The sequence below is a fragment of the Nocardioides limicola genome (genome assembly GCF_016827675.1).
Taxonomy (GTDB): domain Bacteria; phylum Actinomycetota; class Actinomycetes; order Propionibacteriales; family Nocardioidaceae; genus Nocardioides; species Nocardioides limicola.
On record NZ_JAERJA010000003.1, the window covers coordinates 419,999 to 436,995 of the forward strand.

Annotated in this window: 16 protein-coding genes; 1 reads left to right on the forward strand and 15 read right to left on the reverse strand. The window is 67.0% G+C overall.

All coding sequences use genetic code 11. The annotated features are described in order from the left end of the window. Positions 1-126: 126 nt before the first annotated feature. From JKG67_RS09070 to JKG67_RS09100, 7 genes are all read right to left on the reverse strand, one after another. Positions 127-582: a DoxX family protein gene (locus tag JKG67_RS09070; protein WP_203336956.1), complete on the reverse strand. Its 456-nt coding sequence runs from the start codon at positions 580-582 to the stop codon at positions 127-129. Between the two features lie 70 nt (positions 583-652). Further along, entirely contained in the window at positions 653-1,867 is a 1,215-nt protein-coding gene (hglS, locus tag JKG67_RS09075) for a 2-oxoadipate dioxygenase/decarboxylase (RefSeq protein ID WP_203336957.1), read from the reverse strand. After that, on the reverse strand, positions 1,864-3,369 hold the full coding sequence (gene amaB, locus JKG67_RS09080; RefSeq protein ID WP_203336958.1) for an L-piperidine-6-carboxylate dehydrogenase: 1,506 nt from the start codon (positions 3,367-3,369) through the stop codon (positions 1,864-1,866). Before amaB ends, hglS begins: the two co-directional genes overlap by 4 nt. Continuing rightward, positions 3,366-4,442, reverse strand: a complete 1,077-nt coding sequence (locus JKG67_RS09085; protein ID WP_203336959.1) for a saccharopine dehydrogenase family protein — start codon at positions 4,440-4,442, stop codon at positions 3,366-3,368. Before JKG67_RS09085 ends, amaB begins: the two co-directional genes overlap by 4 nt. A gap of 115 nt (positions 4,443-4,557) precedes the next feature. Next, entirely contained in the window at positions 4,558-5,844 is a 1,287-nt protein-coding gene (locus JKG67_RS09090) for a DUF445 domain-containing protein (protein WP_203336960.1), read from the reverse strand. Beyond that, positions 5,841-6,557 (reverse strand): Abi-alpha family protein, encoded by a 717-nt coding sequence (locus JKG67_RS09095; RefSeq protein ID WP_238998229.1) that lies wholly within the window; start codon positions 6,555-6,557, stop codon positions 5,841-5,843. The genes JKG67_RS09090 and JKG67_RS09095 overlap by 4 nt, the downstream gene beginning before the upstream one ends. Next, on the reverse strand, positions 6,557-7,246 hold the full coding sequence (locus JKG67_RS09100; RefSeq protein ID WP_203336962.1) for an Rv1363c family protein: 690 nt from the start codon (positions 7,244-7,246) through the stop codon (positions 6,557-6,559). The genes JKG67_RS09095 and JKG67_RS09100 overlap by 1 nt, the downstream gene beginning before the upstream one ends. Positions 7,247-7,427: 181 nt before the next feature. Here JKG67_RS09100 and JKG67_RS09105 point away from each other — a divergent pair, with 181 nt between their 5' ends. Further along, on the forward strand, positions 7,428-8,834 hold the full coding sequence (locus JKG67_RS09105; RefSeq protein ID WP_203336963.1) for a wax ester/triacylglycerol synthase family O-acyltransferase: 1,407 nt from the start codon (positions 7,428-7,430) through the stop codon (positions 8,832-8,834). Positions 8,835-8,879: 45 nt separating this feature from the next. On the opposite strand, the gene JKG67_RS09110 is transcribed toward JKG67_RS09105, so the two are convergent. Genes JKG67_RS09110 through JKG67_RS09145 form a run of 8 tightly spaced genes read right to left on the reverse strand, consistent with a single transcriptional unit; the run spans position 8,880 to position 16,973 of the window. Next, on the reverse strand, positions 8,880-9,962 hold the full coding sequence (locus JKG67_RS09110) for an MCE family protein (protein ID WP_203336964.1): 1,083 nt from the start codon (positions 9,960-9,962) through the stop codon (positions 8,880-8,882). Beyond that, the gene (locus JKG67_RS09115; protein WP_203336965.1) at positions 9,959-11,071 is read right to left on the reverse strand and encodes an MCE family protein; all 1,113 of its coding nucleotides are present in this window, start codon (positions 11,069-11,071) and stop codon (positions 9,959-9,961) included. The genes JKG67_RS09110 and JKG67_RS09115 overlap by 4 nt, the downstream gene beginning before the upstream one ends. Continuing rightward, positions 11,068-12,138, reverse strand: a complete 1,071-nt coding sequence (locus JKG67_RS09120; protein ID WP_203336966.1) for an MCE family protein — start codon at positions 12,136-12,138, stop codon at positions 11,068-11,070. The genes JKG67_RS09115 and JKG67_RS09120 overlap by 4 nt, the downstream gene beginning before the upstream one ends. Before the next feature lie 5 nt (positions 12,139-12,143). Next, positions 12,144-13,106: an MCE family protein gene (locus tag JKG67_RS09125; RefSeq protein WP_203336967.1), complete on the reverse strand. Its 963-nt coding sequence runs from the start codon at positions 13,104-13,106 to the stop codon at positions 12,144-12,146. Continuing rightward, the gene (locus tag JKG67_RS09130; protein WP_203336968.1) at positions 13,103-14,161 is read right to left on the reverse strand and encodes an MCE family protein; all 1,059 of its coding nucleotides are present in this window, start codon (positions 14,159-14,161) and stop codon (positions 13,103-13,105) included. The genes JKG67_RS09125 and JKG67_RS09130 overlap by 4 nt, the downstream gene beginning before the upstream one ends. Then, positions 14,158-15,273 carry an MCE family protein gene (locus JKG67_RS09135; RefSeq protein ID WP_203336969.1) on the reverse strand — a complete coding sequence of 372 codons (1,116 nt, stop codon included), beginning with the start codon at positions 15,271-15,273 and terminating at the stop codon, positions 14,158-14,160. Before JKG67_RS09135 ends, JKG67_RS09130 begins: the two co-directional genes overlap by 4 nt. Positions 15,274-15,277: 4 nt before the next feature. Next, positions 15,278-16,108 carry an MlaE family ABC transporter permease gene (locus JKG67_RS09140; protein ID WP_203336970.1) on the reverse strand — a complete coding sequence of 277 codons (831 nt, stop codon included), beginning with the start codon at positions 16,106-16,108 and terminating at the stop codon, positions 15,278-15,280. A gap of 7 nt (positions 16,109-16,115) precedes the next feature. Then, a complete protein-coding gene (locus tag JKG67_RS09145) occupies positions 16,116-16,973 on the reverse strand; it encodes an MlaE family ABC transporter permease (RefSeq protein ID WP_203336971.1) in 858 nt (285 codons plus the stop codon). Positions 16,974-16,997 lie beyond the last annotated feature (24 nt).

Below are 16,997 nucleotides of genomic sequence, written 5' to 3' on the forward strand. Positions count from 1 at the left end.
GAAGAGTCGCCCTCGGTGATCGAGTGCCGCCGAGCCTGCGAGGCGGTGTGCTGCCTCGGTGATCGAGTGCCGCCGAGCCTGCGAGGCGGTGTGGTGCCTCGGTGATCGAGTGCCGCCGAGCCTGGGTCAGGCGGCGACCTTCTCCTCGGCTCGGGTGCTCGGGCGCGCGATCAGCGCGTCCAGGCTGATCCGGCCGGGGCCGACCGCGGCCAGGGCCAGCGAGGCTGCCGCGATCACGGCGACGAGCTCGTAGCCGCCGTTCTCGACATAGACGCCGAGGCCCTTGTGCACGAACAGGTAGGCGCCCGCCATGTTCAGGGCGACCAGCACCCCGGCGACCGAGGTGAGCAGGCCGGCCAGGATCAGCGCACCGGCACCCAGCTCGATCACGGCCGCGACCGCTGCGGTGAGGTTGGGTGCCGGGACCCCCATCTGCTCGAAGGCGCCGGCGGTGCCGGCCAGCGTGTACTCGTTGAACTTCTGCCAGCCGTGAGCCACCAGCACGGAGCCGACCAGGAGACGAGCGATCAGCAGCGCGGCGTCCTGGACGCCCTGGGGCAGCGGTGAGAAGAAGCGAGACATGGTGAACCTTCCATCGAGAACTGATTGACGGTTCAACCGTAACAGAAGTGGTTGAACGGTCAACTTTGGGTCACGCTCTGCCTCGCTGGACGTCGTACAACACGTATGGGTCGTGCAGGGGCCTCCCCAGCGCCTCCGCGAGCCAGGCGGCGTCCCGGGAGGCGGCCCGCTGAGCCGCGTCGGCCACCGTGTCGCGGCTGAGGTTGGAGGCGAAGATCCCGGCAGCCGACCTGGGCAGGAAGTCCTCGTAGACGATCGGCTTCAGCGCGCCGTCGACCCGGGTGTAGTAGGCAAGATCGGCCGCGTCGAGCTCCTCGTCGGTGTCCGGGAAGGCGTCGATGCCGCCGGAGTCGTAGAGCTCCCGGCCAGCACGGGTCAACGCCACCCCGCGGGCCTCCACCTCGCCGAACCGGACCCGCAGCTCCCCGGTGCCCACCGAGCCGTCCGGCTCCACGAACGCCCGCGGCTCGGCGAGCGCGCGGAACGAGGTCTGCCGCAGCAGCACGTCCGGCTTGTCGGTGCGCGGCGGCCCCTGGATCGCGTCGATCATGGTGATCCCGCGCCGTTGCATCCGGGCATAGAGCGCGTCGATATCGAGCACCCGCGGAGTCAGGTGGTTGATGTGCGTGCTGCGCACCCCGCCGATGTCCGCGGCCACGCTGGAGACAGCCTCGAGCCGCTCATACCAAGCCCGGTCGATCGGCTCGGGCGAGAGCGCGAACGCCTCGGTGGCCAGCTTCAGGAACCGCGCCGCCCTGTCCTCGGACAGGCCTCCGTCGCGTTCGGCCGCGTCGGCCAGCTCGAGCAGTTCGTCGTCGAAGAGCCGGCGCGCGGCCAGGAACTCACCGAGCTCATCGGTGAGCCGCTCGTCGAAGAAGCGCCGGTCGTCGATCACCAGCACCGAGGTGAAGACCCGGAACGGGTTCGCGGCCAGCTCGGCCTCCTCGATCGGCCGGAACGCACACGAGACCACCGGGATCGGCACCGTCGCCTCGCGCAGGTCGTAGAAGCCGACCGGATACATGCCGCAGGCGCCGAAGATCCGCGCCACCTGACCCAGTTCCTCGGCGGTGCCCACCCGGATCGCACCGTGCCGCTCGGCGGTGACCCGGTCGATGCTGCCGAACCGCTCCGCGTCGACGCCGGGCCGGTCCAGCACCTCGGCGTTGATCTCCTCGCACACCTCGACCAAGGTCGTGTACGCCGGGACCTCGGAGCCGTACAACTGCGACAGGCTGCGGGCGAACCGGGCTCGCAACTCGCCAGGGTCGACCCGCTCGGTCATCCGAACTCGACTCCTTGGGCCAGCGGCAGCTCGGTCGAGTAGTTGATCGTGTTGGTGGCCCGACGCATGTAGGCCTTCCACGCGTCCGAGCCGGACTCCCGGCCTCCGCCGGTCTCCTTCTCGCCGCCGAAGGCTCCGCCGATCTCGGCTCCGGAGGGCCCGATGTTGACGTTCGCGATGCCGCAGTCCGAGCCGGCAGCGGACAGGAACGTCTCGGCCTCGCGGACATCGAGGGTGAAGATCGCCGAGGCCAGCCCCTGGGGGACGTCGTTGTGCAGCGCGATCGCCTCGTCGAGGGTGTCGTAGCCCAGCACGTAGAGGATCGGCGCGAAGGTCTCCGCGCGCACCACGTCGGTCTGGGCGGGCATCGTCACGATCGCCGGGTGGACGTAGTGGCCCCCGGGCACCCCCTCGGCCTCGACGCCGCCGGTGAGCACGGTGCCGCCGTCGGCACGGGCAGCCTCGATCGCCTTGGTGAACGCGGCGGCGGCGTCGGCGTCGATGAGTGGCCCCACCAGGGTGCCGGCGTCCAACGGGTCGCCGATCGGTAGCGTCTGGTAGGCGGCCGCGAGCCGGGCCACCAGATCGTCGAGGATCGACCGGTGCACGATCAACCTGCGCAGGCTGGTGCACCGCTGTCCGGCCGTGCCCACGGCGGAGAAGGCGATCCCGCGCACGGCCAGGTCCACGTCGGCCGACGGTGCGACCAGGGCTGCGTTGTTGCCGCCCAGTTCGAGCAGGCTCCGTCCCAGCCGAGCGGCCACCCGCGGGGCCACCTGCTTGCCCATCCGGGTCGATCCGGTCGCCGAGACCAGGCGCACCCGGGGGTCGTCCACCAGAGCCTCGCCCACCGGCACGCCGCCGAGGATCACCCGGCACAGCCCCGCGGGCGCACCCACCCGGCGTACCGCCTCCACGACCAGAGCCTGACAGGCGAGCGCGGTCAGCAGCGTCTTCTCCGAGGGCTTCCAGACCACCGGGTCACCGCAGACCAGGGCCAGGGCTGCGTTCCAGGACCAGACCGCGACCGGGAAGTTGAAGGCGCTGATCACGCCCACCACACCGAGCGGGTGCCACTGCTCCATCATCCGGTGCCCGGGGCGCTCGCTGGCGATGGTGAGACCGTGCAACTGTCGCGACAGTCCGACCGCGAAGTCGCAGATGTCGATCATCTCCTGGACCTCGCCCAGCCCTTCGCTGCGGATCTTGCCGGCTTCGATGGTGACCAGAGCGCCCAGATCGTCCTTGTGCTCGCGCAGCAGCGTGCCGAGCTCGCGGACCAGCTCGCCGCGCACCGGCGCCGGGGTGGTCCGCCACTGCGCGAACGCGGCCTCGGCGCTGTCGATGGCGGCGGTGACCTCGGCTGTGGAGTGCGCGGCGACCCGGCCGATCTCGGCCCCGTCGATCGGTGAGCGACAGATGAGTTCTCCGTCGGCGTCGAAGGGATCGGGGGCGCCCAACCGGGCCAGGATCTCGCGGGCCTGCGCGGCGACGTCACTCATCGCAGTTCATCTCCTCGTTCCTCGAAGCGTCGTCCGGCCTTGGTGGCCAGTAGGTCGGTCAGGGCGATGTCCTCCTGGCGGATGAAGCCGGCCGCGGGCAGGGTGCCGTTGGCGACCAGCTCCACCACCGCGACGGCCGAGGATGCGGTGGTCCAGGAGATCGCGCGCCATCGGCGGCCGCCGATCTCGCAGGGCATGTAGCCGCGCACGTACATCTCCCGGAACAGCTGGTCACCCTTGTGGCCCTCGACGGCGGCGAAGAGATAGACGATGTCCTCGTCCACCGGTGGCTTCGCGTCGACCAGCAGCCGGCCGGCGAGCTCGCGCTGGTCGCGCAGCCCCAACTCGTCGAAGAGGAACCGGATCTGTTGGAAGTGTCCCGGATACCGCAACGTCTTGTAGTCCAGCCGCCGCACCCGTCCCTCGTACGTCTGGCACATGGTGCCCAACCCCCCGGAGGTCAGCGCGGCCTCGAGCTCGATGCCACCGATCACCACCCGCTCGGTCTCCGACATCGCCGGGACCATCTGCCGCTTGCCGCTGCGCACCACCTCGCAGTCGTTGAGGTACTCGTTGACCACGCCCTCGGGCGACCAGTTGAAGGCGTAGCCGAGCAGTCCGGTGGGGTGCCGCGGCAACGCTCCGACCTTGAGCTCGATGCTCCGGATGTCGTCGAAGCCCGCCGCCAGGGAGGAGCCGACGATCCCGATCAGGCCCGGCGCCAGGCCGCACTGCGGCGCGAACGCCGTCTCGGTGTGGGTGGCGGCCAGTTCCAGCACCCGGTTGGTGGTCGGCACGTCCTCGGTCAGGTCGAAGTAGTGGGTGCCGGTCGCGGCCGCAGCCTCGGCGACCGCGATGTTCAGGTGGTAGGGCAGACAACTCACCACCGCATCCGCGTCGGCCAGGGCGCGCCGTAGCACGGCCTCATCACCGACGTCCAGTTGTCGGGCGTTGGCTCGCGCCGCCGCGTCGTACCCGGTCACGGTGAAGCCGGCGTCGGTGAGCGCGAGCGCCACCAACTCTCCGACCTTGCCGAGACCGAAGACTGCTACATGTTCGATGTGACTCCCCATGGGCCCAACGTAGCGTTGTCTGACAATCTTGCGCCACCACCCCCCGTGGAAGGGGTCAGCCCGCTGACCTGGAATGCCTCACAGACCCGCGCCAGCGGGGATCCTCCTGGCTGCATCATTGAACCGGCTGTGAGAGAAGCTCGACCATCAGAACCTGCAGTTCGCCGACGCCGAAACCAAGCATCGCGCCGACCATGACCATCATCATCTCGTCATCTTTGAAGACCGGCCGGAGGATGCCTTCGTACTCCTCCGGGGTGAGGAGATTCATCTTCTCGATGATCAGGTTCTCGATGTCGAGCGCACGCGTTGCGTAGTCCTGCGCCTCAGCCATCGTGTCTGGGAGCCGGTCGATCAGGAGCTGGACCACCCTCTCCTTGATCTCGCGGTAGCGCCGCGTTCCGATCGCGAGGGTGAGTACGGGCCGGGCCAGTCCGGCCTCGGCGTCGATAGCGGCATCGACCTCCTTGGCGACGACCGCGAACAGCCGATCCGCCGTATGGCCGCGCAGGATCGCGTCGAGAAGTACGTCGGCAGAGAAGATGTCGTTCGCCAGCAGTCGAGCATAGTCGCGGGTGACCTGCTCGCGTTGAGCGTGCAGCGTGCCGTGCACCGGGATGAACCCGAAGAGCTTGCGCTTCTCACGCGGCGTGAAGATCAGGTTGAGCGCGAGCCAGTCACTGAGAAACCCGGTGATGCCGCCAAAGATCGGCATGATCCAGCGATTGTGGTAATAGCCCCACGCCACCATCTGAACGCAGCCGATGGCGAGTCCGAAGTAGATGCCGCTGCGCCGGATGAACTGCATCGCCGCGCCACCCAGGCCCTGCATGAGTCGATTGAGCTGCTCCTTGTTGCGAACCAGCACCGTGACGGCGACGTACTGCAGATCCACGAAGCGCGACAGGTCGGCCCGCATCTCCTCCAGCAGGTTGTCGATGACCCGCGGCGCGACGGCCTGCACCCGGTTGCGCACCATCTCGCGGCCGCGCGCAGGCATCGAGTCCCACAAACCTGGCCGGATCTCCTCGAGCAGCTCACGCGCCATCTCGTCCGTGGCGCGGAGCAGCGGCTCGCGCAGTTGGGCAACCGCGTCGCTCGGGTCGATCCTGTCAAGGATCTCCTCGGGCCGGAGCAGCTTCTCCTGCAGCATGTGGATGGTCAGCGCAGCGGTCTTCCCCGCACGTCGAGGTACCACGCCCTGCCACCCGATCGGCCCTAGTCCACGGAACTCGATCGGCCAGTAGAGCATCTTGAGCGCGACGAGTTTGGTTCCGTATCCGATGACCGCAGCGACCAGAGGTATCGACAGATAGATCAGCCAGTTGACCTCGACGTCGGCGACGATCAGCTCCCAGGGCCGCCCTCCGGGCAGCAGCGCTGCGGAGATCTGCGCGGTCATACCGCGCCATCCGTGACGGCCGCCCACAGCTCGCGGCCGAGCATCGAGAGTCGGAGTGTGCGGCGCTTGACTCGAGCGCCCATGGCGCGGCGGGAAGCACGCTTGATGGCGCCGAGCACCGCCATGTCGGCAGCCAGTATCTCGTAGTCGTCCTTCATCAACACGTCCTCGGCGCCGATCTCCACGAGCCCCAGTGACAACAGGTGACCCACATACTGGGGCGTCAGGTGCGGCAGCGCGAGGTTCGCAGTCCGGCCGACCAATGACATGTTCTCCAGGACGGCTACCGCCGGCTGCCGCCCCATCGAGCGCCGCAAGACATCCACAAGCGGAGAGGACGAGCCATCCGACAGAGCGCTGATGATCCGCGCCTCGTCAGGCACCAGTTGGTCAAGGATCTTCGCGAAAAGCTCGTGCCGACTCCCGGTGGTGGTCTGGTCGTTGGCCCGATCAAGAAGACCCCTCATCGCGTGGTCGAGCCGTCCATCGCACGAGTTCTCGACCGACGATGCCGGCAACCGGCCGGGCAGCGCTCGCAGCTCCGGCACCCCGTCGTCGACCCGGATCCCCAGCCGGTCCTCGACTTGCTGTTCACACCAACCGGCCATCCCGTTCGTCACGGCGGCTGCGACCCGGAGCGTCGCCGCCGCCCCGCTGACGAGCACACCGGCGCCGAGCCCCGCGACAGCTCGCACCTCGGCAGGCAGTCCCATCACGGCCGCGCGATCTTGCTCACTAGCCATTGGTCGCCCGAGCGGACCACGGTCATCCTCATGGCGACCCGGTCGATTGATTCTCCGTCAGTGGAGGTGCCCTTGACTGTCTGGTCCACGAAGAGCAGCACCACTGCCTCGTCTTCAGAGGCAGATCGGACAGCGGCGTCCACCACGGTGGCCTCGACCTGGACCTCGGTCCGTTCGACCACCATGCGTAGATCTTCGTTCGTCTTGGCGAACTGGTCGGCGAAGTTGCCAGTAGCCAGGCCATTCACCTTCTCGACATACGAATCAAGGTCGCGGTGGTCGTAGCTGGCCACCACGACCGCGTGGCGCTGCGCAGCGTCCAACGCCTGCTCGCGCGCCGACTCCAGGTCCTGGACCTGCTTCCACTGCCAGGTCGCCCACCCGGCGGTCAGCGCGAGGAAGACGACGACAACAGCGGTAGCGATACTCCCCCAGCCGAGTCGGGAGCGGATCGGGCCCCAGGGAGCAGGCTCAGAGTCTGGGCCGGCCGCGTCCTTGCCCGTCCCCTGGGCAGCGGCGGATTCCACCGCGCCATCGCCCGCCTCGCCGGTGGCGGTAGTGGTGTTCTTCATCGGGTTGCCTCGCTTTCGGCGATGGGATCGCTGTTGATGTGAGCTCAGCAGTTGCTCGCCTGCCGGGGCTACGGCGGCCGGTCGCATGTGTCCGTCACCAGCCGCTCTGCGTCACCGGCCGCCTCGTCCGGGCAGGATCCAGAAATCATTGTGCATCTTGACCGGCCGTACGGTCAACTACCAATTAATTCTCGTCTCGACACTCGGCCAAAGGTTGACCGTACGCCCGGTCATCCCGTCTACTGGTTCAGACAACCAAGGAGGCGGCGTGAAAAGAGCGATGTCGGCACTCGATGCGGCGTTCATCCAGGCAGAGCGCGAAGAGGCACCCCAGCACGGGGCGATCCTGCTGCTCCTTCGCAAGCCCGAGGGTGAGTCCGCGCACTATCTGGCGGAGTTGGCTGCGTGGATGCGGGAGCACCCCGTGACCGCCGAGCCCTTCAACTACGTGCTGAGCGCTGGACTGGGCCGGAGGCTACGCCCGAGTTGGACCATTCTCCCGTCCGAGGATATCGAGATCGACTACCACTTCCGCCACTCCGCGCTTCCGCAACCCGGCGGAGAACTCGAACTGGCGACCCTTGTCTCCCGACTGGTCACCCATCCGGTCAACTTCGACCGTCCGCCGTGGGAACTGCACCTCATCGAAGGCCTGGAGAACGACCGGTTCGCGATTCTCATGAAGATGCATCACGCGATGGTCGACGGTGTGTCGGCCCTCCGGATGCTCAGGAACTGGCTCAGCGAGGATCCACTCGAACGCGAACGTGCCCCCCTGTGGGCACATCAGGTGGTGCGGGAGAAGGCCGTTCGGGCTCCGATCGCGCAGGTCCCGCCTGCCGTGAGTGATGGCGTCGCTCGCGCCGCGCGAGCCCCCCTATCGATGGCGAGCAGCGTCGGCCGGGCGCTCGCCGCCGATGTCAGCGCCGTCCGCGATCCAGACCAAGCGCTGGTCTCGCCGTACTCGGCACCTCGCACCATTCTCAACGGCCGCGTGACCCAGCGGCGACGGGTGGCAACCCAGCGACTGCCGATCGACAGGTTTCAGGACCTCGCTCGCAGCACTGGTGGCACCCTGAACGACGCGGTCGCCATTGTTCTCGGCACCGCGATGCGGCGCTATCTCCAGGAGCTCGACGAGCTCCCGGAGAGGCCGCTCGTCGCGGGCGTGCTCACCTCGCTGCGAGCGACGATGACCGAGCGGGCCGCAGCCGAGGCCAGCAACGCGATCAGCATGCTCTTCGCTGACCTGGCCACCGAGATCGACGACATCAGTGACCGCGCGGACCGGGTGATCGCGTCCACCAAGGCCGGGAAGGAGCACCTCCTCGGTCTCAAGGGCCACGCGACGGCCTACAGCAGCCTGATGCTGGCGCCCTTCGTCCTCGGCAACATGACCGGGACCGGTCATCGCTTGCCGCCCCTCCAGAACGTCGGCCTGTCGAACGTCCCCGGCACCAGTTCGGCGCTGTTCCACAACGGCGCCGAGGTCGAGTCGCTGCACGCAACCACCATCGTCGGCAGCGGCGGTGCGCTCGTCGTCACTGTCACCAGCTGGGGCAGCAACCTGTGCTTCACCGTGACCGGTTGCCCCGACACGGCGCCGCACTGCCAGCGGGTGTCGGTCTATCTCGCCGACGCCCTCGACGAGGTCGAGAAGGCGCTGGCTGTCTGAGCGCTGGCTGTCTGAGCGCCGGCGCTGCTGCGGGTCGGTTCCTTCTCAGTCGGCGTGGTTCGTGCCTCGCCAGACCTTCCCTGGCTCGGCGCAGCGGAGCCCGAAGGGCGGCGGCACGACCGACAGGTCGTTCGTGGAACGCCACTCGTCGGGCGGGATGTAGCCGCGTTGGCACACTGCGGGATTCACGTTCAGTGAGAGCCCGAGGTAGGACCTACCTCCCCGCGAGACCGCCTGGACGGCGGCGACGTCGTACGGCGCGATGGCCAGGCCCCATGCGATCTGATGGAGGTGATCTCCGGTGATCGCGTTCACCGCCAACATGTTCTCCAGGAACGCAGGCGTGACCAAACTCAGATCGTTGATCAGGCCAGTGAGCGTGCGCGCAGCAGGCGGCCCGGTCGTGAGCACCGTCCGGATATCCGCGTCGCTCTCCCGCAGGGTTGTGGTCAACAACGCGAGGTCGTGGGAGAACGACTGGAACTCTGAACCGCCGGCCACTTGGGTCGTGAGGACGGTGCGGGTGTTCGTGAGCAGTGACAGGGTGACGGGCAGGTTGGCGTTCGCTGCATCCACGAACATGCTGGCACCGTCGAGAAGGCGCTGCAGATCGCCTCCGGACCCGCGGAACGCGACCCCGAGTTCATGGACGACCGTACGCAGATTCCCTATGTCGACTCCCGTCGCGAACCTGTCGATGGTGAGGATCAGATCTTCCTCGGCGAGCGGGATGGTGGTCTGGTTGCGGGAGATCCTGTCGCCGTCCTCAAGGTAGGGCGGCCCGCTCCTGGCGGGGACCAGGTCGACGTACTGCTCCCCTACGGCCGACCGGTTGTGGACATTCGCCCTGACGTCGGCCGGGACCTGCCACTTGTTGCGGATGGTGAGTTCGGCGATCACCCCGTCGTCGGAGAGTGCGACGTCGGTGACCCGCCCGACCGGCACTCCACGGTAGGTGACCTCGGCGCCGACGAAGGCCCCACCGGACTCGACCAGGTCGACCTCGACGACGTAGGTCTGCGACAGAAGCTTGTCGGTGAGCTGGGCGTACCGCGCGCCGGTGTACGCCACCGCCACGAGCGACAGCACGAAGAAGATCGCGAGGCGTTGACGGATCTGGGCCCTCACGGGACACCTCCGAGCAGTAGGTCCAGCAGGTCGCCGAGGATGTCGGCGGGTGGCAGGGTCGGCACGCCGGGACCCGGAGCATCCCCGGGCGGCGGGGACGTCGATCCAGCGCCCCCGCCGAGGAGGTGCACGAGGTCCTGCTGTTTGATCTGGAGTTCGAGGTCGAAGTTGAAGTAGTCACCCTGGAGCGCTTGCAGCCCCTCGGTCGGGAACGGGAACGTGAGCAGGTACTCCAATGCCTGCGGGATGCTCTCGCCGGACGCGGCGAGTTGAGTGAGCACTGGGTCGAGGGTCCGCAGGTTCTGCAGCAGGCTCACTCGGGTCCGGTCGATCGTGGTCGTGGCGACATCGGAAAGCCGTGAGGTGGCGGTCAGCATCTCGACCAGTGCCTCATGCTGCTCGGAAAGGATTCGGAGCGAATCCGGGATGTCGGCAAGGGCCCGCTCGATCGTCTCCTGGCCCTCGGCCGCCGAGGATGAGAGTCGGTCCAGCCCGTCGATGGCATCAGTGATGGCGACACTGTGCCGATCAAGGGTGGCAGTGAAATCCGTGAGTTCGGCCAGCAGCGCACGGTACTCGCCCTCGCGTCCCTCGAGGGCGTTGTTGAGCTCGGTGGTGATGGTGTGGATGCGGTCGATTCCACCGCCATTGAGCAGAAGCGACAGTGCGCCGAGCACCTCCTCGACCTCGAATGAGCGACTGGTGCGGTCCATCGCGATGAGCGCGCCGTCTTCGATAGCGCCGGTCGGCTCGTCGGTCACGGGTGGCGACAACTCGACGTACTTCTCACCCAGCAGGCCGGTCTGTCGGATCGCGGCGACGGTGTTGGCGGGCAGGTCGACGTCACTGCGGATCCGCATCGTGACCTTGGCGTTCCAGCCATCCCGCTCGATCGTGTCGACCACCCCCACACTCACGTCGTTGACCTTGACGGTTGCCTGGCGGGCCAGATTCAGGACGTCGGCGGTCTCCACTGTGATCGTCCATGGGTCGTTGCCGAGGTCAGGACCACCGGGTAGGGGGACGTCGGAGAGACCGGCGAATCCGCTGCAGCCGGAGGCCAGGAGCATCCCGGCAAGGGCGACCACGAGAGGAACGCCGCGTCTCATCCGAATGCTCCTGCCAGGAGCTTCTGCAGTTCGTCGCAGGCCTGGTCCGGTTGCGGAACTCCGTGGCTCTGCAGGGTGTCGCACAGCAGGCCGCCGATGTCGCGGAGCAACTCACCCTGGTTGGCGCGAGCACGAATGGACTGGTGCTCCGGGTCCCACGACCGAGCCATGTTGCTGGCCGCGGAGGGGAACACCTCCAGGAGGCCGATCAGCGATTCTCGTTCCGCCGCCAGGGCACCAGCGATCGTGGTGAGGTGCTCGATGTTGACAACGAGGAGGTCGCGGTTGTCCGTCACGAACGCCTCGACCACGCTGAAGGCTTCGGCGAGCGCGGCGAGAGCCTGAGACAGTGCCTCGCGCTCGGCGCTGAGGAAGGCGGAGACGTCGGCCATCTGCTGGTTGAAACGCTGGACCTCCTCGTCGTTGGCTGCCAGCGAGGCGGTGAAGCGTTCCAGGTGTTGTACCTGCGAGAAGAGGTCACCACTGGTGTCACCGACGGTGGTGGCCGCGCCCGAGAGGTTGGCGATCACCGACCGCATGTCATCGCCCTGACCACGCAGGGTGTGAGCACCCACGTCGAGCAGCCGATTCAGTGCGCCCTCGTCGTTGGCGCCACGCGGGCCGAGCGCCGTGAGCAGGTCGTTGGTGACCGAGAAGACCTCGTCGAGCTCGATCGGCACCTGGGTGTCTTCTTCACCGATGACCGCTCCGTCGACGAGCACGGGCCCGTCCCCGTCGTAACCCGGGGCCAACTGGACGAATCGGTCGGCGATGATCGACGGCGAGATGATCACCGCCTTGGCATCCGCAGGTACGCGGTAGTCGCCGTCGTACACCAACTCCACGCGGACTCGCTCGCCTTCTGGCTCCACCTTCGTCACCTTGCCGATCACCACACCCATGAGGCGCACCTCCGAGCCTTCGTAGACACCGACGGTGACCGGGAAGTACGCCGTCACGTGGACTTTGCCAACGGTGCGCATCTGGACGCCCCACCCGGCGAGCACCAGGACGACGATCGCGAGGATCACGTTGCGCCGGTTGAACAGATTCCTTGAGATCGCCATGGTGATCAGTTCCCGCCTCTGTCGACCGAACTCGGTAGCCGCGGGATGACGACATCGAACCACGGTCCGCTGCCCACGACGTTGTTGAATGTTGCGACGTAGTTCTCCGAGTTCCGCACAACTTCGCGCAGCTTCTTCTGGTGGTTGGACAGCATTCGCGTGATCGACTCGAGTTCCCTGAGGGCGGGTGTCAGTGCCTCCTGGTTGTCCTCGACCAGGCCGCGCAACTCCTCGGCCAGGGCCTTGGTGTTGACCAACAGCGCATGAACAGCGTCCTTACGACGCTGGAGCTCTGCCAACAGGAGGTTCGACGCCTTGATCAGGTCGACGACATCGTCGCGACGGCGGTCAAGCACGCCAGCGGTCGTGTCCGCATGCCTGAGCAGCTCCTTGATCTCACGATCCCGGGACGCAATCACCTCGCTGAAGCGCGACAGCCCCCGCAGCGCGCTACGCACCTGCGGACGAGAGTTGCGGAACGTGTCCGCGAGAGCGTCCAGCGAGGCGGCAAGCTGTTCGGTATCCACTTGGGCGGTGACCTCGGTAAGGTCCTCGAATGCCTCGACAACGTCGTAGGCCGGTGTGGTCCGCTTGAGTGGAATCGTTGCCCCAGCGTCGAGTGGGCTGCCCCCGTGCGGCGTCACGTCAAGGTACTTCAGGCCCAGCAGACTGCCGACGGCGATCGCGGCGCGCGTGGTTTCGCCCAGCTCGATCTCGGACTCCATCTCGAAGTCGATGACCACGTGGTCGAACTCGATATCGATCGACTTGACCCTGCCCACGGTCACGCCCGCGACCTGGACCCTGTCGCCGACACGCAGTCCGCTGGCATCGGAGAATTCTGCACTGTACGAGGTCTGGCCGGGCCCGATCAGCGGCAGGTCGTTGATGCGCATGGCCATGGTGAACAAGACCGTGCACAGCACGAGCCCGGTCGTCGCCACCCTCTTCGGGCTGCGGCCGTTCATCCGTCACACCTCTCCGCTGGGTCGTGAACCGAAACTGTTGACAGCTCGTTGAACAAGAAGTCGAGCGCAGTCACCCCCGGCGATGGATCGAGGTTGACCCGCAGGTCGCACAGGTAGAAGTTGAACCACGATCCGTAGGAGCCGGACCGCGTGATACGCGCCAGCTTCTCCGGGATCTCCCGAAGGATTCGCCGCAGTGCCTTGCGCGAAACGGGCTGGTTCAGCGCGGACACCAGGCGACCGAGCTCCTCGATGTCGCGACGGAGGGCAGGGCGCATCTCGTGCAGGAGCGAGGCGGTGGCGTCGGCCATGCGGTCGATGCTCTCGATCGAGTCGCCGATCGCCTGCCGGTCCTCGGCAAGACCGCTCATGAAACGGGTGAGTTGGATGACCAACTGGTTGAGTTCGCTCTCACCCGAGTCGAGGGTTCCGAGAACCTGGTTGAGGTTGTCGACGACCTTGCCGATCACCTCCTCACGGTCGGCGATCGTTGAGGTAAGGCTGGCGGTGTGTCGCAACAGTTGGTTGACGTTCGGCCCCTCGCCCTGCAGGGTCGCGATGATCTCGTAGGAAAGGGTGTTCACGTCGTCAGGCGAGAGCGCGGCAAAGAGCGGCTTGAATCCGTTGAAGAGATCGTTGAGGTCAAGGGCGGGCGAGGTGCGGCTCACCGGGAGGGTCGCACCCGGTTCGATCGGGTCGCCATCGCCGCGCTGCAGGACCAGATACCGATCGCCAAGGAGGTTGAGGTACCGGATCTCAGCCCGCGTCTCGTCGGTGAGCTGCAGGGCCTCGTCAGCGGTGAAAGTCACCACCGCTCGGGCTTCCTCATTGACCTCTACCTCAGAGATCCGTCCGACCACGACGCCGGCGACCCGAACCTGATCGCCCGGTTGGAGCTGGCTCGCACTGGTGAAGACCGCACGGTACTCCTCCTGCCCGGAGGCCCCGAACGGGCGGATCGTGGCGACGACCACCACCGTGGTCACGGTCGCGACCACGAGGAAGATCGACAGGCCGATCCCCGCCCTGATCGTCCTGATGTCGCGCACGTTCACGGGACCACCGCCTTTCCATCTGCGTAACGGCCGCCGTCGTCGAACCGGGGCATCACGACGTGGGGCTGACCATCCGCTCCTGGCATGCCCGCACAGCTCGGACCGGGGGGAGCCCCGAACTCCGGGGCGTCCGGCTCCTCGTACCCCGGGTACTGCAGTCCGAGCACCGAGTAGCTGTGCAACTTGCCGTTGCGGAACGCCGAGTTGAACTCGCTGTTCGCGAGAACCAAGCCATCGAGCAGGCACGGGAACGAGGGCGCATAGCGGGCCAACGTCCGCAGAATCGGCTCGGTCGTCCGGTTCAACTCGACGATCCCGTCACCGTCGCGGTCCAAGAACGCCTTCATGGTCTCGCTCAGCGTCGTGACGTCGCCGACGAACTCGGCGAGTTCGTCCTCCAGTTCAGCGACCGTCCGGCCACTGAACGAGACGTTCTCGAGCACCGTCAGCACGTCGTCCATGGAGGCGCCGTAGATGTCAGACACCGAGGCGAGCAACCGCAGGTCCTCGATGAGCAACGGCAGGTGACTGCGGAAGTCGCGGAGCAGCCGCACCGTCGCCTCGACCGTCTCGCCCAACTGCTCCCCTCGACCCTCCAGCCCCTGCGCCATCGCCTGCAGGGTCGAGGACAGGTCCTGCGGCGGTACTGCTGTCAGCAGCGGCTGCAGGTTGTCGAACGCCTGCATGATCTCGACCGCAGCCGCGGAGCGGTCCTCCGGGACGACGGCCCCGGCCCTGATCGGACCGGCTGTGCTGTGCTGGGGCACGACGAGTTGGACGTACTTCTGCCCGAAGAGTGTCGTCGGCAGGATCCGTGCCTCCACGTCTGCGGGCACCCTCTCGGCCTGGTCCTTATCCAGGGACAGCGTCAGCACTGCACGACCATTCTCCTGCCTGACGTCCACCACGCGGCCCACCAGTGCTCCGCGCATCCGCACGTCGGCATGGGGATTGAGCTGGAGGCCAGCGCGCTGGGTCTCGACGCTGATGTCGACCGTCGAGACGAACGCCTTCTGGTAGATGGCGACTGACAGCCAGACGAGGAGGAGAAGGACCCCGAGCAGGATCAAGCCCTTGATCTCCAACTGCACATCACTCTGAGATCGCTGCATCGCACTACCCCGTGATCCTCACTGTTGTCGTCGAGCCCCAGATCGCGAAGCTGAGGAAGAAGTCGGTGACCATGATGGTCACGATCGAGAGACGGATGGCCCTGCCCACTGCAGAGCCCACGCCGGCTGGTCCGCCGGTGGCGTTGTAGCCGTAGTAGCAGTGGATCAAGATGATCACCACCGAGAAGATCATCACCTTCAGGAACGACCACAGGACATCCTCGGGAGACAAATACTGGAAGAAGTAGTGGTCGTAGGTCCCGGTGCTCTGGCCGAAGTAGAAGGTGATGACGACGCGGGTCGCGACGTACGACGTGAACAGCCCGATCGCGTAGAGCGGGATGACCACGATGAAACCCGCGACCATGCGCGTCGTCACCAGGAACGGGATCGACGGCACCGCCATCACCTCGAGAGCGTCCACCTCCTCGCTCACCCGCATCGCGCCCAGTTGTGCCGTGAAGCCGCACCCGACCGTCGCAGCGAGGGCCAGGCCGGCGACCAGCGGCGCCGCCTCACGAGTGTTGAAGTAGGCCGACGCGAACGCCGCGAAGTTGGCAGCTCCCAGCGACTCGAGTGCGGCGTACCCCTGCAACCCCACTTGGGTGCCGACGGCATACGAGAGCGCCACCATGACCCCCACCGTCCCGCCGACCACGGCCAGACCTGCCGACCCGAACGCGGTGTCGGAGAGAATCGCCCATACTTCGCGTCGGTAGTGCCGCAACGTCCTCGGCGTCCACCGCGCCGAGGTGACGTAGAAGTCGTACTGGTGACCCAGGTCGCGTAGTTGGGCTCTCGGACCACGCATCATCCGGCGGACCGTGTCGCTCATCGCCATGTCAGCCTCCACCTGGCGGGTAGATCTGGAAGTAGACGCCCGTGATCAGGAAGTTCACGAAGAAGAGCAGCAGGAAGGACACGACGACCGCCTCGTTGACGGCCTGCCCGACACCCCGCGGACCTCCTCCGGCCCGCAAGCCCTTGAAGCAGCCCACGAGGGCCGCGAGCACACCGAAGATGACGCCCTTGATGAGGCTCGAGATGACGTCGGGGACGGTGGCCAGACTCTTGAACGAGTCAACGTAGACCCCCGGCGTACCGCCCTGCAGGATCACGTTGAACGTGTAGCCACCGGCAATGCTCACCGCGATGACCATGCCCGTCAACGCCAGTCCCACCAGTGCGCCGCCCAGGACGCGCGGCACCACGAGTCGTGGGATCGGGTCGATGCCGAGCACCTTGAGGGCATCGATCTCCTCACGGATCGTGCGAGCGCCGAGGTCGGCGCAGATCGCGGAGCCAGCCGCGCCGGCGAGCAGCATCGCCGTCGCGAGCGGTCCGACCTCCCGCACCAGCCCGTTGACCGTGGCGCCTCCACTGAGTGACTGGGCACCCAACTGCTGGATGAGGCTGCCCACCTGGAGGGCGATGATCGCGCCGAAGGGGATCGCGACCAGCGCAGTTGGCAAGATCGCGACCTTCGCGATGAACCACGCCTGATCGATGAACTCCCGTGACTGGAAGGGTCGCCGCGGCACGGCGCGGATCACGCTCCACACGAAGAGGAAGAACTCGCCGATGCCGGTGTACGCCGCACCCAGCGGGCCGTCCTTGCGTGGTGGGCGCTCCGGGCGCCGGTTGACCGCCGGCACCTTGGGAGGCGTGGCCGTCGCCGAGGGCTTCGCGCTCTCCGTCATCGAAGTCTCCTGGTCGTCATTTGC